Source organism: Methylotuvimicrobium buryatense, assembly GCF_005931095.1.
Classification (GTDB): Bacteria; Pseudomonadota; Gammaproteobacteria; order Methylococcales; family Methylomonadaceae; genus Methylotuvimicrobium; species Methylotuvimicrobium buryatense.
The window spans coordinates 1346797-1372997 of the sequence record NZ_CP035467.1; the positions used below are offsets into that span (position 1 = coordinate 1346797).

Below are 26201 nucleotides of genomic sequence, written 5' to 3' on the forward strand. Positions count from 1 at the left end.
GGCTTCATCGAGAAATAGTCCGAATAGGAAGCCGTCAAGCATTTAACACATCAACCAGTGAATACGATGTTAAGTAACTCTCAGCGACAAAGTAAAATCATTATTGCCGGAATGGATCGGAAAACTGTCGCACAGATAGAAACGATTTTGATAGATAAAGGGTTTTCTAATTTTGCGATTGCCGCTGAATGCGGCGATATTTATCGCATCATTCGGCCCTATGTAGACAACGCCGAAGAGTTAGGCTTGATTATTGTCGATGAAGACTTGCCCGGAGGACACATTAGAGACATGTGTCATTCACTTTCGGGGGAACAAGCGGGCGTTTTTTTGCCTTTTATTATTCTTAAAAACGAACGACCTAGTGAAGCGTTCGATGCTTCCGCCTCGCCGTCGCTGATCTACGAGCTAAGTAAGCCGCTTCGTGAGTCGGAGCTCGTTATTCTAGTAGAAATGCTGTTACTACTTAAAGTCGAGCGGTCTATGCGTTATCAGCAGCAAGAAATGCTTATCAACGAGTTGGCGACGCGGAAATTGCTCGATGCTAAATTAAAATATCTGGTCGCTCATGATGAATTGACCGGCCTTATGAATAGAACGCAATTAGAAAACTATATTCGTTTGAGTTTGACGCGGAATCAAAAGCTGCAGCAAAACGGTGCGTTGTTGTTGATTGATTTGGATCGGTTCGGCTTGATTAACGATTTGGAAGGCTTTGATATGGCCGATAAATTGATTATCGATGTCGTGGCAACGATTCGAAAGCTGGTGAGGCTCGAGGCTTGGTTTGCCCGCATCGACTCGGATGAGTTTTGCCTATATTTCGATAATATATCCGGTCTTCAAGCCCGCGAAGTGGCCGAAGATATCCGCAAAGGGCTCAATGAAAGCCGGTTTCAAACAGGCAATGTTTGTTACAGCATTACCGCCTCTATCGGTATCGCTACGTTGCAATCGGCTAAAGTTATCCAACATCCTGAAGAGTTGATATCCAGAGCGCACCAAGCTTGTTCCTTGGCGAAACAAAACGGCCGAAATATGGTCTGGTTTTATAATGAAGAAGATAAAGCTATCAAAGAACGGCATCGCGATGTTTATTGGGTCCCTTTGATCAGGGACGCTTTGTTAATGCGTAATTTCTTTCTGATGTTTCAACCGGTGGTGAATCTTAGAACCGGTGAGGTCTCGCATTATGAGGTATTGATTCGAATGCGGGGACATGAAAACAAGGTCATCAGCCCTTCCGAGTTTATTCCGGTTGCTGAACGAATGGGTTTAATACACAGCATCGACTTATGGGTAGTTGAGAATGCGATTGATTTTTTAGCTGCGCTTCCTCCCGAATTGTCCAATGTATCGTTGTCGATCAATTTATCCGGAGTCGCTTTCCAAGACGATGCTTTATTGCCGACCATCAAAAGAAAACTGGAATTGTCCTGGGTCAATGCCGAGCGGATCACCTTTGAGATCACCGAGACCTCGGCGGTCGATAACTTCGAGCAAACTCGGCAGATGATTAATCAGATTAGAGCTTTGGGTTGTCATTTTGCATTGGACGATTTTGGCGCGGGATTTTGTTCGTTCAATTATTTAAAGAAGTTTCCGGTCGATTTTGTAAAAATCGATGGGCAATTTATTCGAAATTTAGTCAATGACGATACGGATCAAGTGCTGGTTCGGTCAATGAGCGAAATTGCGAAGCAACTGGGAAAAAAAACGATTGCCGAATTTATCGAGTGTCCTCGGGTGATAAAAATTTTGATTGATCTTGGTATCGATTATGGACAAGGTTATATTTTCGGTAAGCCCAGCCAGCTATTGATCGAGCAAGGTTATGTTCCGCTGCAGCAACTATTAATAGAAGGCGATAAAAGCACTCGTTTTCTATATAATTAAGGCTCATCTTAAGTTCAAATAATCCTAAATTCAGCAGTTTAACCATGAAGCACATGAAGTTCACGAAGGATTTCAAAAAATTGCCCAAACATACTCGATAACCTTTTGGGTGAGCGAATGTTCGATACAAACGTATAACAAGTTATTGAATTAACTTCTTATTCTTCATGATCTTCATGGTGAAATGCTTTTTCTAAGATAATCCCTCGTTGAGTCATACAAAGGTTCGGCAGAGGCTCCAGGATAACGCTTCTTTAAGCAATCATCGCTACTATAGTCATCATACTCGCGTCTTCTGAATATTCGATAGTTCCTTTGCTTCAAAAAAGACTTGTCAATCATAGGCTTACTATTTGTGTGGGCGCAATATTTAAATGACTACTTGGTAATTAAAACCGCAACATCATGGCAAGACAACCCAGAAAATCTGTAACGCCCAAGAAAACGACCAGAAAGCCGCGTAGCCGCGTGTCTCGCACCAAAAAGAGTCCGGAAAGACGCCGTTTCGGGTGGTTTAAAAAAATCCTGATATTAAGCTTTGTATTTGCCGTTTTTTTATTATCTAGTTACATCGGTTATCTGGATTATAACGTTCGTAGGCAATTCGAAGGCAAGCGTTGGGCGATTCCTGCGCGTGTCTATGCTAATCCGGAAGAGCTTTATGCCGGCTATAGAATGAGCATCGCCGATTTTGAGGTGCTTCTACAGCAATTGCGATATCGCCAGGATTCGCAGTTATCTTCCGAAGGGACCTATTACCGGTCGGGATTGTTTATCAATGTTAAAACCCGAGCATTTGATTTTTGGGACCAGTCTCAAGATAGTCGCGCATTACAGATTCGATTCTCCCCGGGTGAAATTACCGATATCGCCGATTTATCGGGTAGGGGACCGGTTGCTGTTGCCCGTTTAGATCCCATTCAGATAGGCAGCTTTTATCCGACTCGTAAGGAAGACCGGGTTTTGATCAAACTATCGGAAACTCCGGATACGCTGATTCAAGGCTTGCTCGCGACAGAAGATCATGATTTTTATAATCATTACGGTATTTCGGTCAAGGCGATACTGCGGGCGATGCTGGCGAATGTCAGGGCGGGCGGCATTGTGCAAGGCGGCAGCACGATAACCCAACAATTGATCAAGAATTTTTATTTGACGTCCGAGCGTAGTTTTTGGCGAAAGATCAACGAAGTATTTATGTCGTTGATCATCGAATATCGCTATAGCAAAGACGAAATTCTTGAAGCTTATCTTAATGAAGTCTATCTAGGGCAGGATGGAGCTAGTGCTGTGCATGGTTTCGGCTTGGCAAGCGAGTTTTATTTCGGCAGAACACTTAAAGATTTACCCTTAGCGCAAATGGCGACTCTGGTCGCATTGGTTAGAGGCCCCTCTTATTACGATCCTCGTCGGCATACGGAACGTGCACTAAGTAGGCGGGAGTTAGTGCTCGATAAGATGCATGAGCAAGGCTTTATCACGTTAAAACAGGCTGAAGAAGCGAAAAAACAGCCGCTGGAAGTGATGCCGCAAACCCATCGTTCGGTCAATCGATATCCGGCTTTCATGGATTTGGTCAAGCGTCAATTGCAGCAAGAATACAAAGACGACGATCTGACTTCCGAAGGCTTGAGAATATTTACCACGTTGGAGCCTCGAGTGCAAAACGCCGTGGAAAAATCCTTGGCCGAAAAAATGCTTGAACTCGAAAAAAATCCTCGTGCTAAAGAACTGGAATCGGCAGTTATCGTGACGCGTCGGGAAGGCGCGGAAATTGTTGCGATGGCGGGCGGCAGGGATAAAACCTCGGCCGGTTTCAATCGGGCTCTCGATGCGGTGCGCCCGATTGGGTCATTGATAAAGCCGGTGGTGTATCTAACCGCGCTGGAATATCCGGCCAAATACACGGTAACGACTCCGGTCAGCGACACTCGGATTACCGTCAAAAGCGGCAAAGGTAATTGGACGCCGAAAAATTATGATAATACCGAACATGGCGAAGTGCCGCTGCATAAGGCATTGACGAATTCTTACAATCTCGCGACCGTCCGAATCGGCATGGATGTCGGTATCGCGAGGGTGGCAAAGACCTTAAAGGATCTGGGCGTGGATCGTTCTGTCGATTTATACCCTTCTCTGTTATTGGGGGCCTCGCCGTTGTCGCCTTTAGACGTCACGCAAATGTATCAAACCCTAGCGGGAGACGGTTTCGTCACGCCGCTTAGAGCGATACGCGGCGTGGTCGACGGCAATGGCAAGCGTTTACAAAGTTACCCGTTTAACGTGCGTCAATCGGTCGATCCGGCGGCGACTTATATTACCAATACTATTTTGCAGGAAGTGATGACTGACGGTACCGGCAGATCGGCCTATAATTATTTGCCGGGAGATTTCGGGTTGGCCGGCAAAACCGGAACGACCAATGAATTGCGAGATAGCTGGTTCGCCGGTTTTAGCGGCGATTATCTGTCGGTCGTATGGGTAGGACGCGACGACAATAAACCTTCGGGATTAACCGGTTCGACCGGTGCGTTGAAAATTTGGTCCGACGTGATGAAACAGATTTCCAGTATCCCGGTCGTTTTGACACCGCCGGATAATGTCGATACGGTTTGGATCGACCCATATACAGGGCTATTGGCTAATAAGGACTGCGAGAATGTCAGGCAATTTCCATTCATTCGCGGATCGGCACCGACTAGCAGCTCGCCATGCGTTCAAACCGAGGTGGAAAAAGCGAAGGATTGGTTTCAGGATTTTTTTAAGTTTTAGCGATGAATATACCCATCGTAGATCAAAATTCGGCACCGGGGTGTCCGTCAAAGGACGCCGTGAATACGTCCATTTAGGCTCTATGCCAGCTCCATGCTGGCAAAGCCTTTGTCGGATACCCCGGCACCACCTCGGGCACTGCCGAAATTTGAAGTGCGATAGGTATAAATTGTCCTGATTAGCAAGTTTCTTCAGCTAAAGCCCAAAAAACCAGCATATCCCTAGCAGGACGGGGTTTGTAACCCCGTCCTAAACGTTTTGACTTTGGCCGAAGTTAGCCGAAATGTTTAGGGCAAACCGAAACGTTGGGGACGGGTTAAATAACCCGTCCCGCAGAAGTGGCTGACTGGCCACTGCTCGGACAATTGGCTTCAGCAAGCTGAAGCATCTTACTAATCAGGTAAATTGTTGTGTTGTCCGGAAAGGCTATTGGTGTTTGAGCGTTACTGTCTTCGATAGTCGCGACGAAGGCGTCGCTCCCACAGAGAGCGGCGGACGCCCTGTGGGAGCGATCCCATAAGCGCCAACTTAAGAATCTAAGTATTTGATTAAGCAAGACTAACGCCACCTCCCCGACCTTCAATAATGAGTTCCAAAACACGATCCGGCAAACCCTGAAGCTTTCTCTTGCGCGGACGTTCACAAAGGCTTTTTACGTGGTCATCAATAAAGCGCTTATTTTTTGGAAAACAAGCCGTAAGTCCTGCCTTGATCTCATTGGCGATCGTGCGCCATAAACGCCAATGGGTAATCGAACGATCACCGTCCATTGTGGTGGCCGCCCGGCCGAATCGGCGCTGCGCTATTTTTTGAGTCACTGCAGCAAACAGTAACTTGCCGTGCAAATATAAATCCGCCAGCTTGCTGTCTTTTCGGGCGCGTAGCCGGTCGATATCGAGCAAGCTCTTTAGCCGCTTTATGACCAGCTCCACTTGCCAGCGAACCCGGTAGAGCTCAGCGATTGATTTCGTGTCGAGCAGCGCTTCGGGGAGCGAAGTAAAAATCAACACCCAGCCGCTCAGCATCAAGGTCTTTTGGCTCGCCGTGCGACCTTTATCACGCGCGCGTTGTTTCGCTTTGCGGCGTGCTTGCGCCGCCTGTTCCGGCGGTAACGGCATCGCATGCACCACGCCTTCAATACGTTTGTCTTGATGGCACAGATAAACGGGTATCGCACCCGGCTGACCATTCAAATCGCGTATGCGCTGTTCCCAATCGATTTTAACACCTTTCGGTTCGTTGCACCGTTCGTAAAGCGTCATGCTGTGTGGATTGTAGCGCAGTACGACGTGGCCGCCGCGATCAATGACCGGGACTAAAGACTTCGGTTGGTTGTAGCCTCAATCAAGCAACGCGACATCACCTGCAGTCAACTGATAATGATCCAAGCTCTCGCCGACTTTATCGGTCGTGACGCTCGCTGAAAATCTTGGAAACGGAGCGTTAGCGAAGTGAAGATTTTTAGTCCCCGATAGCCGTAGCGCCGGGTGTTTTGCCGGAGTCTGCGCGAATAGCGCAGGCGGAGGCAAAATACAAGGCATCGCGACACGGCGTAAAGCCATTTGTGGGAGTGCTACGGAGTCGCATCGAGTATACGATGATGTGGCGTAGTGGCACGGACGCAGGGCGAATCGGGGCCGCCGAAGGCAATAATCGCCAAGTCATTTTTCGCTGCTGAAATCGGACGGACCCCATTTCAGCTTTCGCGAAAAATCTTGGCGCGCTTGGACCTCGCGGAGTGTCAAACTCAACAGGTCGATGGCCACATGCAAGCGATACGTTGTTTCTTTCGCACCGGGTTCTTGCACGGTCGAACCGTCAATCACAATGAAATTCAGTGCGCCGTTGTTGAACACTTTATCCAACCCGAACACACTTTTCAGTAATGACTTGATCCACGCCACGCAGGCCGCCAATCGCTTGATCACCGCCGTATCGCTCAAATAACCCTGAAGCTTGGCGACTTCGCCGGCGCAGCTGCGCAACGACAAGTCCTGTCCGCAATACAACAGGACTAACTGCAATAACTGCAACGGTGATCGGATTTTCCGTGCCCGTGCAAACGCCTGTAATTCATAGGCCTGCTCCTGGAAATCTGCTGGGAGCTCTTGCAAAAAGTCATCAAAAAGGGTATCTGTTAGCTGTGGCTGCTTCATAGGGATTTTCACTTTCGTCGGTAAAAATACTCTATGTTGTGGCCACACTTTTATTTTTCAACTACAAATCAACGTTTTATGCCTTAAGTTGGCGTCTATGGGGAGCGATCCCCTGATCGCGATCTCGAGGTCGAAAGTGTTAGGTAACAATAAATGGTATTGAGGTCTCATTGGTTAAGGTTGCAAAAGGGTAATTTTTGACTTATCTATAACGATGAGCGCTGGAGCTTGGGGAAGAGCGTGATGCGGGCTGGCCATTTTTAGCTTGATGCGTATGGGTTTGTAACCCCTTCCGAGACGTGTTGGGAACGGGTTAAATATACCCTTTGCTGGTCAAATTTCGGCGCCGGGGGCTCGTCAAAGGAAGCCGTGAATACGTCCATGTAGGCTCTGTGACAGCATCCATGCTGCCAAAGCCTTTGCCGAACACCCCGACGCCTCCATACGCTAATGCCGAAATTTGAAGTGCGATAGGTATAACTCGTCCCGCAGGAGGTGGTTTATTCATCTCTAAATGGAATAGAAAAACACTTTATTGATGATGAATCGGTAAATAGTAGGCAATTTTCATCACCCCAGGTCCCGACCCAGTGGCTCAAGGAAGCATACTCATTATATTCTCGCTAAAACCGAAAATTTCCCACATGATTCAATTAGGTATCGACTGCTATGAATAAAATCCCATTGGGCATCAGTGGTTGTTTGCTTGACCAACCCGGAGAAAAAGCAGTGGCTAATCGCGATAGTGTGATTAGCGAAGTGCTCGAGAGTTTTTTTGAATGGAAGCCGTTTTCGGTCGAAGAAGAAAAGTCCTTGCTTGTTCAGGAGGCTTCAGGAATTTCCGATTCCGGCGCGGATAAGATGGCTGGAATCTGCGGTTATATTATGAAAAGACCGGAGCAAGCAGCTACAAAAACGGGGGGCGCATTTGAGGGTTTGGCGATCGAAACATTGAGAATCATGCATCGATTTCCATTGGTACCCATCGAAGAAGCTATCCGGTTACAAGATCCTTGTTTACGCGATCTTTTTTTCAAGCGGGTTTATGTTATGCATCGCTGGCAAATGCTGTTGAAAGAAGGTCTTAGTGCCCGTGCTTTGATTGAGTTTCATGCTCGTCATAAATTAATCATCATGAGTCATGGCGACTATCGGGATCTTGGGCAGTTATTGGCTGGGCTGAACAAAGACAATTTAACCGAGATTGCCGATCAATATATTTTACAGCTGATGAGCATGTTGTTGACGATGCCGACCCGGGCCAATCACGTCAATGTTTTGCAACATATTCAAGGACATTTAAAAAAAGACATCAGCCGCGACGATAAAGCCGAACTGTGCGAACTGATCGACAGCTACCGCAACTACGAAGTACCTCTCATCGCACCGATCATCTTGTTGAAGCATCATTTTCGAAAATCGCCGGATCCCTATATTCAGTCGTCGTATTATTTTTCGCCTTATCCGAGCGCATTGGGTTCTGTTAATCCTTAAAAAATTCTCAGTGGTTATACTTCGCACGGTCACATTTGCTGGCAAGCTGGCGCGCTATTTTGTCCGGTAGCTGCGTTACCTACATGGACGTATTCACGGCGTCCTGCCAGCGACTGAAGCATAGACACACTCGCCCTTGAGGCTCAAACCATGATAACGACAAGGATAATACGATGAAAGCCCCGAAGCTGATATTGATTGCTGTGATCACGATGTTGATCGGCGCCTTTTTTTATTTCGGATATTCCGATTTTTTGACCCTGCATGAGCTGAAAACCCACCAGGCCGCGATCGAAGCCCGCATCGCCGCGCAACCGGTTAGCGCGGCCTTTGTTTATGCGCTGATTTATGTTCTGGTCACGGCGCTGTCTCTGCCCGGCGCGGCGGTGATGACCCTGGCCGGAGGCGCACTGTTCGGTTTACTCTGGGGCACCGTGATAGTCTCGTTTGCCTCTACGATCGGCGCGGCATTGGCTTTTCTGGCTGCGCGCTTTTTGTTTCGCGATGTCGTCAAAGACCGCTTCGGTTCGGCGATACGAACGATCGATGCCGGAATCGATCGGGACGGTCCGTTTTATTTGTTCACGCTGCGTTTGATCCCATTGTTTCCGTTCTTCATGATCAATCTGGCGATGGGGCTGACCGCCATTCGCCTATCGACATTTTATTGGGTCAGCCAAGTCGGCATGTTGGCCGGCACGTTGGTTTATGTCAACGCCGGCACTCAGCTTGCGGGGATCGTATCGTTGTCGGATATTTTGTCGCCGGGCTTGCTCGGTTCGTTCGCGTTATTAGGCCTTTTTCCGTTACTGACCAAGAAAATCGTCGAGCACATACAAGCCCGGAAAGTCTTCGCCGACTGGCCGAAGCCGGCGCGTTTCGATAACAATATCGTCGTGATCGGCGCTGGTTCCGGCGGATTGGTGACCGCCTACATTGCCGCGGCGGTCAAGGCCAAGGTCACGCTGGTCGAAAAGCACAAAATGGGCGGCGATTGCCTGAATACCGGCTGCGTGCCATCGAAAGCGCTGATCCGTTCGGCGAAATGGTTGGCGCAGCACCGGCGCGCGAACGAATTCGGCATCAAGCACAGCAGCGCCGATTTCGATTTCGCCGATGTGATGGCGCGTGTGCAGTCGGTCGTCAAAAAGGTCGAGCCGCACGATTCGATCGAACGCTATACCGAACTCGGCGTCGAGGTCGTGATCGGCGAGGCGAAAATCATCTCGCCCTGGGAAGTTCGGGTCGAAACGGCCGAAGGCACTGAAACCCTGACGACCAAAGCGATCGTCATAGCCGCGGGCGCCCGCCCGTTCGTGCCGCCGATACCCGGCATAGACAGTATCGAACCGCTGACGTCCGACAATTTGTGGAACTTGCGCGAATTGCCGAAACGCTTATTGGTACTCGGCGGCGGTCCGATCGGCTGCGAATTGGCGCAATGCTTCGCCCGTTTCGGAAGCCGGGTGACGCTGGTGGAAATGGCGCCGCGCCTGTTAGTGCGTGAAGATCCGGAAGCGTCGGAAGCGGTGATGGCAAGTTTTAGGCGGGATGGCGTCGATTTGAGATTGGAACATACCGCGAAGGAATTCATCATCGACAACGGCGAAAAAATCCTGATCGCCGAACACGAAGGAAACACGGTCAACATCCCGTTCGATCAAGTGCTGATCGCGATCGGACGGGCCGCGAATATCGAAGGCTACGGCGTCGAGGCGCTGGGCATTACGCTGTCGCCGCGCAAAACCATCGCAACCGACCCGTTCCAGGCCACCAATTATCCGAACATCTATGCGGTCGGGGATGTGACAGGCCCTTATCAATTCACGCATACCGCCGCGCATCAGGCTTGGTATGCCGCCGTCAATGCCTTGTTCGGAACGTTCAAGAAATTCCGCACCGATTATTCAGTGATTCCGTGGTCGACCTTCACCGACCCCGAAGTTGCTCGGGTCGGCCTCAACGAGCAAGAAGCCGAACAGCAAAATATTCCCTATGAAGTCGCGACTTACGGCATCGACGAACTGGACCGAGCGATCGCCGACGGCGAGGCGCACGGCTTCGTCAAAGTGCTGACCGAGCCCGGCAAGGACAAAATCTTGGGCGTAACGATAGTCGGCGAGCATGCGGGCGATTTGATCGCCGAATTCGTTTTGGCGATGAAACACGGCATCGGTCTGAACAAAATTCTCGGCACGATCCATATCTACCCGACCCTGGCCGAAGCCAACAAATACGCGGCCGGCGTTTGGAAGCGCGCGCATGCTCCGCAGCGGACGTTGCGTTTTTTGAGTCGTTATCATGCTTGGCGTAGGAACGGTTAATAACTATTGCTCTGCGAGATTCGGTGTCGGGCGGGGCGTCAAAGGGCAGCAATTCCCAGTTTGAGCAGTTTCGCCGATTTTAGGGTGTGGGGTATGCCTGTCGAGGAACGCCGTAAACCCATCCATGGGGGCTTGGCGGCAGCTAAGCGCCAAGGATGGCGTGTAGTAGGGCAATGCAGGGCAGAAAAATGCTCCTGCATTTTCTGCATTCATTACATTCATGTAACTCAGCAATTGCCGAGGAGCAAAAATCTGTCCCGCTGCCGACATCCTCGCCAAGCATACCCCACACCCTTTTTGATCTCCAAATTGGGAATTGCTGGTCAAAGGGCGTCGTGAATACATCCAAATAAGCTTTGTGATAGCATCTGAACGTCACGGAGGTTGCTAATAGTGATTTTTCCGGAAGCAAAAATCGGACCTGCTAGCAAAGCCTTTGCTGAATAACCCGGCACCTTCATAGGTTAATGCCGATATTTGAAGTTTGATAGGTATAGTCATGAACGAAACCGCGATAACCGATTCGATAAAAAACTACTACGGCAAAGTGCTCAACTCGAGCCAGGATTTGAAAACCAGCGCGTGTTGCACGGCCGATGCCTTTCCAAAGCATTTGCGCGCTTTACTCAAGGATGTCCATCCCGAAGTCGTCGAGCGCTTTTACGGCTGCGGTTCGCCGCTGCCGCCGGCGCTCGAAGGCAGCACGGTTTTGGATTTGGGCTGCGGGACGGGGCGCGACTGTTATTTGTTGTCCCGGCTGGTTGGCGAAAACGGGCGGGTTATCGGCGTCGATATGACCGATGAACAGCTCGATATCGCGCGAACCTATCGCGATTGGCATGCCGAACGTTACGGTTATGCGCGTTCGAATGTCGAGTTCAGACAGGGTTATATCGAGGATTTGGCCTCGCTCGGTATCGCCGACAATTCGATCGACGTGGTCGTGTCGAATTGCGTCGTCAACTTGTCGCCGGACAAGCGGCGCGTGCTGTCGGAAATTTTCCGAGTACTCAAACCCGGCGGCGAATTGTATTTTTCCGATGTCTATGCCGACCGGCGCATCCCCGAACAACTTAAGTTGGAACCGGTATTGCTCGGCGAGTGTCTGGCCGGGGCGTTTTATTGGGAGGATTTTCGCCGCGCCTTGCAGGATCTTGGCTGTCCCGATGTGCGTATCGTCAGCGAAAGCCCGATCGATATCGATGATGACGAAGTGCATGCCAAAATCGGCATGATCGGGTTTCGTTCGGTCACGATACGGGTATTCAAACTGCCGCTAGAAGACCGCTGCGAAGATTTCGGGCAAGTCGCGACTTACCGAGGCACGATCGCAGGTCATCCGCATTTTTTCGATCTTGACGATCATCATCATTTCGAAAGCGGAAGGCCCTTGCGCGTGTGCGGCAATACCGCCGACATGCTCGGCGGCAGCCGCTACGGCCGTCATTTCGAGCTATTAGGCGACAAAAACGTGCATTTCGGTCTGTTCGACTGCGCGCCGCCGAACAGCAGCACGAATCTAACTTCTGGCGCGGCGTGTTGCTGATGGCCGCACGCGGCGCGATTGCCTTATTCGTCAAAACCCCGGGGCTCTCGCCGATCAAAACACGCTTGGCGGTGAAGCTTGGAACCGACAGGGCCGAGCAATTTCATTGGCAGGCAGCACGGTCAACGGCAGCCGTCATCAAACAGGCAGAACAATCATGTGAGCTTCAAGGCTATTATGCCGTGGCCGAAGAAATCGCGGCGACTAACGAAATTTGGCGAGGCATGTCGTGTCTGTGGCAAGGCGAGGGCGGTTTGGGTGAGCGCATGCGTCATGTTTATGAGCATTTAATACAAAATCATGATTTTGTTATGTTGGTAGGAGCCGATATTCCGCAAATGACCGTTGCCGATTTGCAGCAAGCTTCAAGCTGGCTGGCGCACGAAGAGCAAGCTCGTTTTGCTTTCGGGCCGAGTCTCGACGGCGGGTTTTGGCTGTTTGGGGGCAATTGTTCTCTGCTCGGGCCTTGGTGGACCGATGTCGAATATAGCACCGCCGATACCGGCACGCAGTTTCTCAATGCCGTCAAGCAATGGGGCGAAGTGCAAACGCTACGAGTGCTGCAAGATGTTGACGAGCCGTCCGATTTACTTGTCTTACATAAAGCACTGCAAGCACTGGCGTCGCCGGTACCGGAACAGGTTCACCTGATGCGTTTTTTATATGGGTTGACGCCTGAGTTTACGACATTCGATGAGGGGCCTTATGTATAACAGTAAGCCGTTATTGCTCAAAAGCGAATTCCCCGCTCTGCGCAGAGCGCAGTTGACGACGCTGCAGATGAACCTGGGCTATCTCTGTAATCTGAGCTGCGTCCACTGTCATGTGAACGCGGGACCTAAGCGCACCGAGTTGATGGCGCGCGAAGTCATGGCAAATGCGTTGCAATTCGCCGAAAAACAAAGCATACAGACCTTGGATCTGACCGGCGGATCGCCGGAAATGAATCCGGATTTTCGCTGGCTGGTCGAGACCGCGAGGCGGCAAGGTCTCCACGTCATCGACCGCTGCAATCCGACCATTTTGGTCGAGCCGGGTTACGAATGGGCCGCCGAATTCCTGGCCGGACAGCAGGTCGAAATTATCGCGTCCTTGCCGTGCTATATCGGCGATAACGTCGATGCGCAGCGCGGCAAAGGAGTGTTTTCGTCCTCGATTGCCGCACTAAAGCGACTCAATGAACTCGGTTACGGGCGGCCGGATAGCGGCTTGGAGCTGAATTTGGTATTTAATCCTCAGGGCCCGGTGCTCCCGCCGCCGCAGCAAGCGCTCGAACAGCAATATCGCGACCATTTGGGCGGTGAATTCGGTATTGTATTTAACCGCTTGTTGGCCATTACCAACATGCCGATACAACGTTTCGGCGCGGTACTGATGGCGGGCGGCAAGCATGAAACCGATAGCCGACAAGTCTTTGACGATTATCTGCGATTGCTCAAGAATGCCTATCGACCGGAAAACCTGAGCAAGGTCATGTGCAAAAGCCTGTTGAGCATCGATTGGCAAGGTTACGTCTATGACTGCGATTTCAATCAAATGTTGGACTTGCCGCTGGGCGGTAAACAGCCGGTTCATATCGGCGATTTGTTGTCTGAAGATCTGGATTCGGCGCCGATTCAAGTGGCCGAACATTGTTTCGGCTGTACCGCGGGCCAAGGTTCGAGTTGCGGCGGCGCGCTCTAACCCAAGCGGTAAATGGCTTGTCGGCGGCAATAATCGCACATGAAATTTCGGCGGTCACGTGCGACCGGTGAGCGCTTTATTCTTGAAGATCTGAACAGCGTATAAGATAGTCCGTAACGATTAAGTGCGGCGATGTTAGAATGACGACCCGGTTTGAAGGCCTGCCGCTAGCGGCAGACTGCGGCCATCATGGTTGGAACAGCCGGTTCATTTTTGGCTACTCACTTAACGCGGGGCAGTTTAACCTAAAAAGAGCAGTTGGCATGTGTTGTAGACCGTTCGTGCTGAGCCAAGTCGAAGCATGAAGGGTCTACAACACTTTCACCGGCTTGGTGAAGCCTCAAACTACCGTTCGCCCTTCGATAGGGCTCTCCTGAGCGCAGCCGAAGGGCTCAGGGCGAACGGTTAATCCTTAGTGCTTTTGTCCCGCCTTAAGTGGGAATCCTCATTTTTGACAGTCCGTTAAAAAACCGGCAATTCGGTGGGATAGCATTTTTTGTGCGTGCCGGAAATAGTGAACGGCATTCGACCGACATCAAGCGATTAAGAAAAATAACGATCTAATGGATAGTATCAAAACTAGCGACAGCACGACCCTTTCCAACTTCATCTGGAAAATAGCCGACGACCTGTGGGGCGACTTCAAACACACCGACTTTGCCCGCATCATCATTCCCTTACTGCTGCTGCGCCGCCTCGAATGCGTGCTGGAGCCGACCAAGGACGTCGTGCTCAAAGAATACGACAACGAAAAAGACTCCGGCATCGATCTCGATCTGATCCTGCCGTCCTTCTCCGGCTTGCCGTTTTACAACATCAGCCGGTACACGCTGGATACGCTCGGCGGGACTAACACCCGCGCCAATCTGGAAGACTACATCAGTAAGTTCAGCGCCAATGTGCGGGTGATCTTCGAAGAATTCGGCTTCATCAACACGATACACGAATTGGACAAAGCCCGCCTGCTGTACCGCATGACGCGTCAGTTCGCGGCTATCGACCTGCATCCGGAAATGGTCTCCGACCGGGTGATGTCCAATGCCTATGAAGACCTGATCCGACAGTTTGCCGCCAGTATCAACGAAAAGGCCGGGGAATTCATGACCCCGAAAGACGTCGTGCGCCTGGCCACCAAACTGGTACTGGTTCCGGATGAAGCCGTGTTCTCGGAAAAAGGCGTCATTCGCACCGTGTACGATCCTGCCTGCGGCCTGCTAGGTTTCATCAGCGATGCCGTCGACCAGATCAAGCAACTGGGCTCCACCGCCACCATCGTGCCTTACGGCCAGGAGCTGGACCCGAAAACCCATGCCATGGCGCTCACCGCCATGCTGATTCGCGGCTACAAGTCCGAAAACATCGCCCAAGGCAGCACGCTATCCAACGACCGGCACCGAGACAAACGCTTCCACTACGGTTTGGCCAATCCGCCGTTCGGTATCAAATGGGACAAAGACAAAGAAGCGGTCGAGAAAGAACACAAGGAACTGGGCTACGCAGGACGCTTCGGCCCGGGCCTGCCGCGCGTCAGCGACGGCTCCATGTTGTTTTTGCTGAATTTGGTCAGCAAAATGGAACGTCCGGAACACGGCGGCGGCCGGGTCGGCATTGTGCTGTCCGGATCGCCGCTGTTTACCGGAGACGCCGGTTCCGGCGAGAGCGAAATACGCCGCTGGTTGCTGGAGCGGGATCTGGTCGAAGCCATCGTCGCGCTGCCGACCGATATGTTCTTCAACACCGGCATCGGCACCTATGTGTGGATACTCTCCAACCACAAAGAAAAACAACGCAAAGGCAAGGTGCAGTTGATCAACCTGAGCGATACCTGGACCGCGATGCGTAAATCCGAAGGCACCAAGCGCCGCTATCTGAGCGACGAACAGATCGACGAGGTCGTGCGCGAATACGCCGCCTTCGCGGAAACCGGGCGCAGCAAAATTTTCAACACCACCGACTTCGCCTACCGCAAGGTCGCGATCAAGCGTCCGCTCAAAGCCAAGCTGGCGATCAGCAAAGAAAGGATCCAAACTCTGTTCGAGCAAAAGGCCTTCGAAAAGCTCGACGAAGCGCAGCAAACCGCCTGGATCGATTTCTTCAGGGAACATCTTGGCGAACAGGAATATCAATGGGCCTTCGAGATCGTCAACGCCAAAAACAAAACCGAAGGCTTCGGTAAAACAAGCAAGGCGCTCGCCAATGCCTTCATTGCCGCCTTTATCGAGCGCGACGAAACCGCCGAGCCGGTGCGGGACGACAAAGGCCAAGTCATTCCCGACACTTCGCTCAACGACAGCGAAAGCATTCCCTTCGGCACGCCGGTAGAAGACTATTTCAAATCCGAAGTGCTGCCGCATGTGCCCGATGCCTTCATCGATTACAGCGTGCGCGACGCCAAAGACGGCGAGGTCGGTATCGTCGGCTACGAAATCAACTTCAACCGCTACTTCTATCAATACGTGCCGCCCAGACCGTTGCATGAGATCGACGCGGATTTGAAAGCCTGCGAGGCTAGGATTCAGGCGTTGTTGGATGAGGTGGCGGAGTGATGAAGGCTTATCCTGAATATAAAGATTCTGGAGTTGAATACCTAGGTCAAATACCAAGTGAATGGACAATAAAACCACTAAAACATATTGCTGAAATTGGGCCGTCAGTACCTAAAGATCTTAATGCTGACTTGGACAGACTCGTTTCATTCATTCCAATGGAAAATTTAGGTACAAACGGTGATCTAGACACATCTATACAAAAGCACGCATCAGAAGTAAGGCAGGGTTATAGCTTCTTTGCAGAAGGTGATGTGATTTTTGCAAAAGTTACCCCCTGCTTTGAAAACGGAAAATCAGCAATAGCTAGAAATCTGTGCAATGGTTATGGTTTTGGGACTACTGAACTATATGTTCTCAGACCTAAAATGGTTCGCACAAAGTTTCTCTTTTATTTGATTTCCAGTTATATCTTTAGGCTTCCTGGGGCTTCGCATATGTTGGGTGCCGGCGGATTAAAACGTGTATCAACAAATTATGTTGAATATTTCAAGAGTCCAACACCTTCAGACATTGAGCAAAAAGCCATCGCCAACTTCCTAGACCGGGAAACGTCACGCATCGACAAGCTGATTGCCGAAAAGCAAAACTTTATCAAGCTGCTGAAAGAAAAGCGCCAAGCACTGATCAGCCACGTCGTCACCAAAGGCCTTGATCCCAACGTCAAAATGAAAGATTCCGGCATCGAGTGGATAGCTGAAGTGCCGGTGCATTGGGGACTCATCAAATTTTCACATTTTGTCAGCATCAGAAATGGGCAAGTTGATCCAACTGAAGAACCTTGGAGTAACTTTATTTTAATTGCGCCAAACCACGTTGAGTCTTCTTCTGGCCGTATTATTAAAAAGGAAACAGCTAGAGAGCAAGGCGCTGATAGTGGGAAATATTTGTGTAAAAAAGGCGAAGTCATTTACAGCAAAATTCGCCCGGGGCTTGCCAAGGCTTGTATTTGCGAAGATGAGGAAACAATTTGCAGTGCGGATATGTATCCGTTGAATTGTGACTCGAGAATGCTGAATGAATATCTACTGTGGTTGATTTTGAGTAATGAATTCACGCGTAATGCAATTCTTGAATCTGATCGCGTTGCTATGCCAAAAATTAATCGTGAATCTCTGGCAAAAATAAAGTTTCCCGTCCCACCCATTAACGAGCAACTATCAGCGCTTAGTTTTATTCACGAACACACCTTGCGTTTGGAAAAAATCATTGAAGAAACCAATACGTCAATTGATTTGCTCAAAGAACACCGCACAGCCCTAATCAGCGCCGCCGTGACCGGCAAAATCGACGTTCGCAATTACAAGGAGGAAGCCGCGTGAGTCAATTAGAAAACAAACCCGAACCGCGAAGCCGTGTAGGGGCGAATTCATTCGGCCAGGGCGATTAAAATCGCCCCTACATTGAATTCAGTCTGCGTAGGTCCGATTAGCGATAGCGTAATCGGACGCATGTTATGGATAACCTTCGTTCCTCCGATTACGCTAAGCTTTTATAGCCTCAGGGTAAATCGGAGCTACATCAACTCGTCGCCGGATGGGTCGAGATTTGTTCTAAGTGTTGACGATACTAACGCCTCTCGTTACTATGATGCCATGATTAAGACCTTCGCCAATAAAGAAACCGCTGCCGTGTTTGCTCGTAAACCCGTGCATCGGTTCGGTGCGGATTTGCAGCGTATGGCCTTAATTAAGTTGACGTTGTTGCATCGAGCGGCGGATGTGAATGATCTGCGCATCCCGCCCGGCAACCGCCTGGAAAAATTATCCGGCGACCGTGCCGATCAGTACAGCATCCGTATCAACGGCCAATGGCGTCTTTGTTTTCGGTTTGAAAACGGCGATGCCTTTGACGTTGAAATCGTTGATTACCATTGAAAGAGGTAGACCATGAGCATTTCTATTGATGAGATTGATTCCGTGGATTTTTCTGATGTAACTGACATCAGCGGTGGCAAGCTGCCGCCCGTTCACCCCGGTGAAGTCTTGCTGGAAGAGTTTCTCAAGCCGCTAGGTATCACTCAGTACCGGCTTGCCAAAGGAATTAACGTGCCGCAGCGGCGTATCGGTGAAATCGTTGCCGGTAAACGCGCCATCACCGCTGATACAGGACTGCGTTTGTCGCGTTTTTTCGGTATGAGTGAGGGTTTTTGGGTGGGTTTGCAAACCGATTACGACACGGCAAAAGCCAAGGATGCCTTGGGCGAGGCGTTGACGCGCATTCATCGATTTGAAGCATCGGCGGCAGGCTGAAGCCATGCGACAGGGGGATTCGTGCCTCGACGCAATTTTAAGTTAACGAAACCGGGTTTTGTTTAACTAAGGAACGAGCATGAAATAACATAGACAACTGTTGGAAGGGGGTTCGGTGGCTCGATTGACAGGTGTCGGCGGCAGGGATAGCCGCCGTCAAGCCTACAGGGATGTATTCACGGCGTCCTGTCAAGCGAGTCACCGAACCTCCGCAAAGCCTACTACTTGTAGAAGTTATTTTGTGCATATTCCTAAAGGGCAGGCTAAGTTAACGGAAACGGCTTTTCTTTAATTTAGCGGGTCAGTGATTCAATGTTGACGTGAAAAGCGAACGACCCCGATGACCTCACCGAAGCACGATCGGAGACTCCCAGTCCATTTAGGGGGCGAGGCTAACCGATATTCCACCGAATGGTAATTTGGCAAGGTATTAAACAACAATCCGGATCAGAGCATGGCAGCCCATCACGAAGTTCACTTAGAAACCTACATCGTCAAAAAGCTGGTCGATAACGGCTGGGTGGAGGGCGCCAATAGCCATTACGACCCGGTGCGGGCGTTGTATCCCGAAGATGTGGTGAGCTGGATTAAAACCTCTCAGCCGCAAACCTGGGAAAAACTCACCCGATTGAACGGCGGCGATGCCGATAAAGCGGTGTTGGATAGGTTGGAGAAAGCGCTGGCGGCCAAAACCGGCGGCACCATCAAGGTGCTTCGCCAAGGTTTCGATATCGCGGGCGCGGGCAATGTCGCGATGAGCCAGGCCGCCCCGGAAGATGACCGCAACAGCAAGGAGGTCGCGAAATACCAAAACACTATTCTGCGCGTGGTGCGGCAGTTGAAATACTGCCCCACGCGAGAGTGGGCGATTGATTTGGGCTTTTTCATCAATGGTATTCCTGTGGCAACGGTGGAACTAAAAACCGATTTTACCCAGGCCATCGAGGATGCGATTTGGCAATACAAGCGCGACCGCTTGCCGCAAGATCCGATAACCCGACGTAAAGAGCCCTTGTTGACCTTCAGACGCGGCGCCGTCGTGCATTTTGCGATGAGTGACAGCGAGATTGCAATGACCACGAAGCTGGACGGCGAGAAAACCTTCTTTTTGCCCTTCAACAAAGGCAATGACGGTCATGCGGGCAATAAGGCCCGCGACGACGGCGAATATCCGGTGGCCTACTTTTGGGAGGAAATTTGTCAGCGCGATGCCTGGCTGCGCATTTTTCACAGCTTCGTGTATGTGGAAACCAAGGATACGGTCGACAAGTTCGGCATGCCTTACAAGGCCGAGACCTTGATCTTTCCCCGGTATCACCAGTTCGAAGCCGTGAATGCGATGATCGCGGACGCCAAGGCGCTGGGTCCGGGTCGGCAGTATTTGTGCGAACATTCTGCCGGGTCCGGCAAAACCAGCACCATCGCCTGGACGGCTCACGATCTGATCAAGCTGCGCTATCCCGACGGCAGAGCCTATTTCAACTCGGTGATCATAGTGACCGACCGCACCGTGCTCGATGCGCAGTTGCAGGATGCCGTCAAACAATTGGATCACCAGTTCGGCGTGGTCGAAACCATCGATGCCAATCTGCGCGGAGGCCGGTCCAAAAGTCATCGGCTGGCTGAAGCCCTCAAGCAGGGCGTGCCGATCATCGTCGTGACTATTCAAACCTTCCCGTTTGCGATGGAAGCCATTTTGACCGAGCAATCGCTGAAAAACCGTCATTTCGCGGTGATCATCGACGAGGCGCATACCTCGCAAACCGGTTCTACCGCCCAAGGTTTGAGGGCGGCGCTGTCCTTGGATTCTAAGACGAAGCTCGAAGAGATGACTCTGGAAGAAGTGTTGTTGGAGATTCAGAAATCCCGTGTGCGCCCCGCCAATGTCAGCCATTTTGCGTTTACCGCAACGCCGAAACACAGCACGTTTACGCTGTTCGGTAGACCGGAAAACCCGGACATGCCGGTATCGGACGACAACAAGCCGGTAGCCTTTCATCGCTATACCCAGCGGCAAGCGATAGAGGAGGGCTTTATTCTCGATGTGCTTAGAAACTATACGCCGTATTCGCAAGCCGTTCGTTTGGGCGATCAGGGGCTAAACGATAAACGCGTGGACAAAAAATTCGCCCGCCGATCGCTGGCGCGCTGGAAGTCGCTGCATCCGACGATCGTTTCTCAGAAAGTGGAGTTCATCATCGATCATTTCACCCGGAATATTGCAGGGCTTTTGAACGGCGAGGCAAAAGCCATGGTGGTCACCGGCGGGCGAGCGCAGGCGGTCAAATATAAATTGGCTTTCGATCGATACATTAAAAAACACAATCTCCAACATATCAAAGCCTTGGTCGCATTCTCCGGCAAGGTGGAAGGCAAATCGCTCGGCAAAGACGACGAGAAGGACTCCCTCGATATCGAAAAAGAGTACACCGAATACAATCTCAATCCCGATGCCACGGGAGACTTGCGTCAGGAATTCGAGCGTTCCGAATATCAAGTGATGATCGTCGCGAATAAATTTCAGACCGGTTTCAATCAGCCGAAGCTGGTGGGCATGTATTTGGATAAGAAAGTCAGCGGCGTCGAAGCGGTGCAAACGCTGAATCGCCTCAACCGGACCTATCCGGGCAAGGACGTGACTTATATCATCGATTTCGTCAATGACCCGAAAACCATTCTGGATGCCTTCAAGCAATACGACGACGGCGCGGAATTGGAGTCCGTTCAAGATTGCAATGTCGTCTATGACGCGAAGGCGCTATTGGACAATGCGGGCATTTACCAATTCGAAGACCTTGAAGCCTTCAAAAAGGCCAGAGGCAAAGCGGTTCCGGGTAAGGAAACGGACGAAAGCCTGCATAAAAAGCTCTATAGCGCGACCCAGCGTCCCACGGACGTCTTCAACAGCAAATTGAAAATATTGTCGGGCGCCATCGAAAAATGGGATGCCGCGATCGACAAGGCGGTAGTGGAAGACGACAAAAAAGCGCGGGAATACGCGGAATCTCAGCGCAGCGAATTCGCGAAGGCGCGGGAAGGTTTGATGCGGTTTAAAACCGATCTCGGGCGCTTTGTGCGAATATACAACTACATTGCGCAGTTGGTCGAACTCGGCGATGCGGAACTGGAAAATTTCGCCGCGTTCGCGAAGATTTACAGTAAACGCCTGGCGGGCATCTCCCCCGAACAGATCGATCTGACCGGGCTGGTGCTGGCAAACTATCAAATCCGTGCCGAACAAAAAGTCGATGAGGAAGGCGAAAAATATCTGCTAAAACCGATCAAGCCGAATGAAGCGGAACCAAGCGACAGGGAAAAAGAGTTTATCAGTCAAATCATTGCGAGGATGAATGAGCTGTTCGGCGATATTTCCGGCGATGTGGGGCAACGGCACTTTACTTCCCAGATTGTCGATATTGCTATGAGAAATAATCGCGTGACGGAGCAGGTGGAAAACAACACCAAAGAGCAGGCATTGCAAGGCGATTTGCCTCGGGTTGTTCGGGCGGCAACGGTCGACGCGATGAAATCGCATAATGATTTGGCCAGGGTGCTGTTGAAAGATAAGCAAACCATGGGCGCATTTTTCGACCTCGTTTACGACATTATGAAGCATGGAAACGCCAAGGATCTAATTGATCGGCCTTGATTTGCAGGCGCTATTTAGGATTTCGTGATAAATAACGTCCTGGAACGATGGCCTTTGTTGAGGGTTCGGGAACTCGCTTGGCAAGACGCCGTGAATACGTCCGTGTAGGCTTGACGGCGGTGACTGATTGCCATGCATGGCATGAATGCAGATTTTGCATTACGCCATGGATGGCGTGTATTAGGGCATCAACAGTAGGCGCTTTAGGCGATGCAGGGCAGAAAAATGCTCCTGCATTTTCTGCATTCATTACATCCATGTAACTCAGCAATTGCCGAGGAGCAAAATTCTGCCCTGCCGCCGACACTTGCCAATCGAGCAACCTAACCCTCCATTAAATAGGTAAGTTATTTATGACCAAATCCTTACTCGGTTTTGCCCGGCTTAGGCATCACTGCCATTAAGTTAAGGATTTTTCCGTTCGCCCTGAGCCTGTCGAAGGGTGAATGGAAAAGCCTGGGTCGATAAGTTAAGCCGTCCATGGTTCGACAAGCTCACCACGAACGGCTTAACTTAATGGCAGTGCGGCTTAGGCATGCGGGGATGAATTTGTGATTGTCGCTTCATTGAATAACGTGCCGAGGAGCTGCAATCGGTCCTATTCGCGATAATCTGGCCCTATATTGTTTATTCAGTGTGGAGAAATTCGAAGTGTGAATAGGTCTAGATTAAGAAAAAAACGGTTATTCTCTTAATTTTTTAGCGACATCCATAAGAATTTGCAGTGTCTTTAACTGTCCTTCCGCCGTTAATGCAACGGACGGGTCGATGCCGGCCGTCCGTTGCGCATAGATGATTTTGGCGGCAGGGTAATTCGAATGGCTGGCGCGCTCCAGCCAATTCATGCCAACACTTTCATCGCTATCAACTCCAATGCCTTGCAGAATCATTTCGCCCAATTCGAGTTGAGCGATAGGAAACCCTGCAAGCGCTGCTTGTTGTAGCCAATATACGCTTTTTGTATTGTTGGCTCCGCCTCTAATAATGTCACGCCCATTGTTGCCTCTTCCCTGAAAAAAGCCATTGCGATAAGCAAATCCTAGCGTTGTCATCGCAATCACATTACTATTCTCGGCACGATGTTCAAGCAAAGGAACTTCATCTTCGGTCAGATTTTTCATCCGTTTTTCTAATTGGGATTCGACTGCAGCCCATTCTCCAGCTGGTAAAGAGGTGTACCACGTTGAAGGTTCAAGGTTTCTATTTTGACTGCTCGTTGAACCCGAACGCGTCGATACGGTTTTTGAGTGGGTCAACAGGGTGACGCCGGGCGGAGGAAGAAAATAAAACTCATCGACCAACGAGGTCTCAAACCACGGCTGTTGATCATCCAGTGTTTGCTTGCGAACGATGGCGGCAACATTTTTTAGTGCTTCCTCAATCGTTAGGCCTGTTTGCCGCATTTGTTCCGTCAGCGTTTTCGTGTACAGACTGTTATTGCGGCCGGCTCCATCCTCGGCCAACTGGCCCGGCGCGGTTGAATAGGCGATGACCGTGCCCTTGGGAATGACGGTTTTGGCCAGACCGAGATTGGCAAAATCCCGGTAACGATTGCGGGAGGAAGGGCGAAACGGATTATTGCGGCATGCATCCAGAATGACGATATTGACCGCGGACGAGGCAGCATGTAGGCGGTCGATGAGACTTTGCAGCGGAAACGCCTTGAGGGGGACGCTTTGCTCTCCCGTCGGCTGCATGTCGACGGGCACTAGATAATTGCTGCCATTGACTTGTATGCCGTGGCCGGCATAAAAGACCAGACCGATGGCGCCCGATGGCAAGCGCTCGCTGAATTTACGCGTTGATGCGAACAGTTGCTCGCGATTGAGATTGTGTTCAATGCCGACCTCAAACCCGAGCTGCCGCAATGTGGAAGCCATTAATTCCGCATCGTTTCGCGGGTTGAGTAATGGACTGTTGGTATAGGCGCTATTAGCAAGTATCAATGCATGACGCTGCGGTAGATGAGCGGCTTCATCAGCCCAACAAACACCGATCAAACCGAATGCGCAGCCGAGTATCCATGAACCGAACAAATGATTGAATTGCATCGTTGATGTGGCTTCTAGCCATCGCCGGGTTCAATCGGCATGACATCCATAATGCCCGTCGCGCCGAGTAATTGTTGAACGACATGATCCAGTTGATTGCGCTCATCCAATGAAAGCCACAATTCGCCGCTTTCCGAAGGGCCGTTTACGATGCGCGCACCGTTTTGCCGGAGCAAAATTACCAACTCCCCAAAATCGGTGCCGGGGTCGACAGTGATCTTGATGTCCGCAGTGCCGGTAGCTTCCGGCATACTACGGTATGACTTCAGTGCTGTCTTCGTGTCGTCGATTCGGTAGGGTCCCCAAAGCAGCATACTTTGAACGGCTACGATTAAGGTCATTACCGCAAAAGCAGGGGTTAATCCCCAGTCATGACAGATGCTTTTTAACTGCCGCTGCCAGCCGATTAAGCGATGACGGCGATCAGTACGGCTTGCTTGCAATAAGCGCTGTAAACCGGCATCGGTCGAGCATCTATTGCTAACGGCTTTAACCGCATGACGTATGGCATGATTGAAATCAACTTCGTCTTGTAGCTCAGGGTGATGTTGCAAGAATTCCCGCATGAACCGTTGCTGATCTTCGTCCAAGGTGCCGTTAACCCAAAAAGGAAGCAGTTCGCGAAAATGATGCAAGTCTGAATCGGTCATTATCCTTTCTCCGTATCCGCGAGACTAAAAACCTTTTCCAAGCAATCCCGCAATTTCGAGCGTGCATGAAGAAGACGGGTTTTAATAGTGTTTGCCGGGCTGTTTTGTAATCGAGCAACCTCTTCCAGTCGCAGATCCTGATAATAAACCCAATAAGTTGCTTCGCGTTGCGGCAAAGGCAGTGCATCGATACAGCCTTGCATAATTTCATTCAACTCAATGTCCTCAAAATGCCCCTGTACATCCCATGATGCATCGGCAGCGGTATCTGCTAAGTCATCATCCCATTCATCAATGGGTAATCGCTGATGTCGTCGGATTTTACGCTGATGGTCCAATGTTTTGTTTTTTGCAATTGCGCACAACCAGGTAAAAAACTTGCTGCGGCCGTTGAAATTTAAGGGGTTTTTCCATACCGCCATAAACGTATCGTGAACGATGTCGTCGGCAGCTTCATCGGCATTAATGAGATGTCGAACAAAGGCGAATAGAGGGCGATGGTAATGTCGGTACAGCGTTTCAATGGCTTTATCGTTGCCGGCGGCAATTTGGTTTAAAAGCGTGTCGATTTGAGTTGAAATCAGTTCGCCCATAAACGTGAGGATCCTAAGCAGGCGTTTGAAAAGTTGGGTTGAAAAGGTTGTTGACGATCAAATCAACCTTAAGAATTGTCAGGCTATCGTCGTATGGCTGCTATTAAACAAGATCGTCTCGTAAAAGACAAGAAGCGCGCGGCGCATCAAAAAAATAAAGGGGTTGGACGTTTTTGAGTAAATGCGCGAAAAAATTCCTAATAAAAGAATGGTAATTTTTGATTGAAAAAATATGGAAACAACGTTAATCTTCGCTTAAGGTTTATGACTACGGCGTAGGTTAGCTTTTTTTTGCGCACTGTAAAGCAAAAGGCATAAACCCTATGCACAATTTAATATGATTGCTCATTAGTCATGAGGCTCGTTCGTCATGTTTTGGATGAGTTGGGGGGGGGAATCCATGCAGTCAGATGTTTTTTAAGATTGTGTACTAAATACTTATTGTAGTGGTGGCGGTTTTTTTGCCACATTTCAACTCAAAAACAAAATCTATCCGGAAGAGATAGAGCATTAAAAAATATCGGCTATGAATAATAACAACAATATACAATTGCTGTACTCCGCTTTATCTATCATCCATTCTCTACCG

General features: G+C 50.3%; 18 protein-coding genes. 12 read left to right on the forward strand and 6 right to left on the reverse strand.

All coding sequences use genetic code 11. The annotated features are described in order from the left end of the window. Positions 1–66: 66 nt before the first annotated feature. Both EQU24_RS06190 and mrcB read left to right on the forward strand, forming a co-directional pair. The gene (locus EQU24_RS06190; RefSeq protein ID WP_017840321.1) at positions 67–1896 is read left to right on the forward strand and encodes a bifunctional diguanylate cyclase/phosphodiesterase; all 1830 of its coding nucleotides are present in this window, start codon (positions 67–69) and stop codon (positions 1894–1896) included. A 405-nt stretch (positions 1897–2301) separates the two neighbouring features. Next, positions 2302–4668, forward strand: coding sequence for a penicillin-binding protein 1B (gene mrcB, locus EQU24_RS06195; RefSeq protein WP_017840320.1), 2367 nt, complete (start codon positions 2302–2304; stop codon positions 4666–4668). 548 nt (positions 4669–5216) lie between these two features. On the opposite strand, the gene EQU24_RS06200 is transcribed toward mrcB, so the two are convergent. The 3 genes from EQU24_RS06200 to EQU24_RS06210 all read right to left on the reverse strand — a co-directional run bounded on the left by EQU24_RS06200 (position 5217) and on the right by EQU24_RS06210 (position 6824). Next, positions 5217–5930: a transposase gene (locus EQU24_RS06200; RefSeq protein ID WP_138767106.1), complete on the reverse strand. Its 714-nt coding sequence runs from the start codon at positions 5928–5930 to the stop codon at positions 5217–5219. A 78-nt stretch (positions 5931–6008) separates the two neighbouring features. Continuing rightward, entirely contained in the window at positions 6009–6230 is a 222-nt protein-coding gene (locus EQU24_RS22905) for a hypothetical protein (RefSeq protein ID WP_017840318.1), read from the reverse strand. Positions 6231–6329: 99 nt separating this feature from the next. Further along, the gene (locus EQU24_RS06210) at positions 6330–6824 is read right to left on the reverse strand and encodes a hypothetical protein (RefSeq protein ID WP_017840317.1); all 495 of its coding nucleotides are present in this window, start codon (positions 6822–6824) and stop codon (positions 6330–6332) included. 669 nt (positions 6825–7493) lie between these two features. Here EQU24_RS06210 and EQU24_RS06215 point away from each other — a divergent pair. From EQU24_RS06215 to EQU24_RS06265, 10 genes are all read left to right on the forward strand, one after another. Continuing rightward, the gene (locus EQU24_RS06215) at positions 7494–8318 is read left to right on the forward strand and encodes a YbgA family protein (RefSeq protein WP_017840316.1); all 825 of its coding nucleotides are present in this window, start codon (positions 7494–7496) and stop codon (positions 8316–8318) included. A 173-nt stretch (positions 8319–8491) separates the two neighbouring features. Next, positions 8492–10642, forward strand: a complete 2151-nt coding sequence (gene lpdA, locus EQU24_RS06220; protein ID WP_017840315.1) for a dihydrolipoyl dehydrogenase — start codon at positions 8492–8494, stop codon at positions 10640–10642. 499 nt (positions 10643–11141) lie between these two features. Further along, complete coding sequence (locus tag EQU24_RS06230) at positions 11142–12188, forward strand: methyltransferase domain-containing protein (RefSeq protein WP_017840314.1); 1047 nt, start codon at positions 11142–11144, stop codon at positions 12186–12188. Then, positions 12188–12901, forward strand: a complete 714-nt coding sequence (locus tag EQU24_RS06235) for a TIGR04282 family arsenosugar biosynthesis glycosyltransferase (RefSeq protein WP_017840313.1) — start codon at positions 12188–12190, stop codon at positions 12899–12901. Before EQU24_RS06230 ends, EQU24_RS06235 begins: the two co-directional genes overlap by 1 nt. After that, entirely contained in the window at positions 12894–13871 is a 978-nt protein-coding gene (gene arsS / locus EQU24_RS06240; RefSeq protein WP_017840312.1) for an arsenosugar biosynthesis radical SAM (seleno)protein ArsS, read from the forward strand. Before EQU24_RS06235 ends, arsS begins: the two co-directional genes overlap by 8 nt. A gap of 563 nt (positions 13872–14434) precedes the next feature. After that, positions 14435–16417, forward strand: coding sequence for a class I SAM-dependent DNA methyltransferase (locus EQU24_RS06245; protein WP_017840311.1), 1983 nt, complete (start codon positions 14435–14437; stop codon positions 16415–16417). Next, on the forward strand, positions 16417–17739 hold the full coding sequence (locus EQU24_RS06250) for a restriction endonuclease subunit S (RefSeq protein ID WP_017840310.1): 1323 nt from the start codon (positions 16417–16419) through the stop codon (positions 17737–17739). Before EQU24_RS06245 ends, EQU24_RS06250 begins: the two co-directional genes overlap by 1 nt. Positions 17740–18012: 273 nt before the next feature. Further along, the gene (locus EQU24_RS06255; protein WP_017840309.1) at positions 18013–18294 is read left to right on the forward strand and encodes a type II toxin-antitoxin system RelE/ParE family toxin; all 282 of its coding nucleotides are present in this window, start codon (positions 18013–18015) and stop codon (positions 18292–18294) included. A 12-nt stretch (positions 18295–18306) separates the two neighbouring features. Continuing rightward, a complete protein-coding gene (locus EQU24_RS06260; protein WP_017840308.1) occupies positions 18307–18669 on the forward strand; it encodes a HigA family addiction module antitoxin in 363 nt (120 codons plus the stop codon). Positions 18670–19123: 454 nt separating this feature from the next. Beyond that, on the forward strand, positions 19124–22318 hold the full coding sequence (locus tag EQU24_RS06265; protein ID WP_017840307.1) for a type I restriction endonuclease subunit R: 3195 nt from the start codon (positions 19124–19126) through the stop codon (positions 22316–22318). A gap of 683 nt (positions 22319–23001) precedes the next feature. On the opposite strand, the gene EQU24_RS06270 is transcribed toward EQU24_RS06265, so the two are convergent. Genes EQU24_RS06270 through EQU24_RS06280 form a run of 3 tightly spaced genes read right to left on the reverse strand, consistent with a single transcriptional unit; the run spans position 23002 to position 25612 of the window. After that, a complete protein-coding gene (locus EQU24_RS06270; RefSeq protein WP_017840306.1) occupies positions 23002–24369 on the reverse strand; it encodes a caspase family protein in 1368 nt (455 codons plus the stop codon). A gap of 14 nt (positions 24370–24383) precedes the next feature. Beyond that, positions 24384–25019, reverse strand: a complete 636-nt coding sequence (locus tag EQU24_RS06275) for a hypothetical protein (RefSeq protein ID WP_017840305.1) — start codon at positions 25017–25019, stop codon at positions 24384–24386. Further along, positions 25019–25612, reverse strand: coding sequence for an RNA polymerase sigma factor (locus tag EQU24_RS06280; protein WP_017840304.1), 594 nt, complete (start codon positions 25610–25612; stop codon positions 25019–25021). The genes EQU24_RS06275 and EQU24_RS06280 overlap by 1 nt, the downstream gene beginning before the upstream one ends. Positions 25613–26201: the final 589 nt, after the last annotated feature.

Coding starts and splice junctions, on each gene's coding strand:
- EQU24_RS06190 (WP_017840321.1), top strand. CDS start 67: ATGTTAAGTAACTCTCAGCGACAAAGTAAAATCATTATTGCCGGAATG.
- mrcB (WP_017840320.1), top strand. CDS start 2,302: ATGGCAAGACAACCCAGAAAATCTGTAACGCCCAAGAAAACGACCAGA.
- EQU24_RS06200 (WP_138767106.1), bottom strand. CDS start 5,930: ATGACGCTTTACGAACGGTGCAACGAACCGAAAGGTGTTAAAATCGAT.
- EQU24_RS22905 (WP_017840318.1), bottom strand. CDS start 6,230: ATGGCTTTACGCCGTGTCGCGATGCCTTGTATTTTGCCTCCGCCTGCG.
- EQU24_RS06210 (WP_017840317.1), bottom strand. CDS start 6,824: ATGAAGCAGCCACAGCTAACAGATACCCTTTTTGATGACTTTTTGCAA.
- EQU24_RS06215 (WP_017840316.1), top strand. CDS start 7,494: ATGAATAAAATCCCATTGGGCATCAGTGGTTGTTTGCTTGACCAACCC.
- lpdA (WP_017840315.1), top strand. CDS start 8,492: ATGAAAGCCCCGAAGCTGATATTGATTGCTGTGATCACGATGTTGATC.
- EQU24_RS06230 (WP_017840314.1), top strand. CDS start 11,142: ATGAACGAAACCGCGATAACCGATTCGATAAAAAACTACTACGGCAAA.
- EQU24_RS06235 (WP_017840313.1), top strand. CDS start 12,188: ATGGCCGCACGCGGCGCGATTGCCTTATTCGTCAAAACCCCGGGGCTC.
- arsS (WP_017840312.1), top strand. CDS start 12,894: ATGTATAACAGTAAGCCGTTATTGCTCAAAAGCGAATTCCCCGCTCTG.
- EQU24_RS06245 (WP_017840311.1), top strand. CDS start 14,435: ATGGATAGTATCAAAACTAGCGACAGCACGACCCTTTCCAACTTCATC.
- EQU24_RS06250 (WP_017840310.1), top strand. CDS start 16,417: ATGAAGGCTTATCCTGAATATAAAGATTCTGGAGTTGAATACCTAGGT.
- EQU24_RS06255 (WP_017840309.1), top strand. CDS start 18,013: ATGATTAAGACCTTCGCCAATAAAGAAACCGCTGCCGTGTTTGCTCGT.
- EQU24_RS06260 (WP_017840308.1), top strand. CDS start 18,307: ATGAGCATTTCTATTGATGAGATTGATTCCGTGGATTTTTCTGATGTA.
- EQU24_RS06265 (WP_017840307.1), top strand. CDS start 19,124: ATGGCAGCCCATCACGAAGTTCACTTAGAAACCTACATCGTCAAAAAG.
- EQU24_RS06270 (WP_017840306.1), bottom strand. CDS start 24,369: ATGCAATTCAATCATTTGTTCGGTTCATGGATACTCGGCTGCGCATTC.
- EQU24_RS06275 (WP_017840305.1), bottom strand. CDS start 25,019: ATGACCGATTCAGACTTGCATCATTTTCGCGAACTGCTTCCTTTTTGG.
- EQU24_RS06280 (WP_017840304.1), bottom strand. CDS start 25,612: ATGGGCGAACTGATTTCAACTCAAATCGACACGCTTTTAAACCAAATT.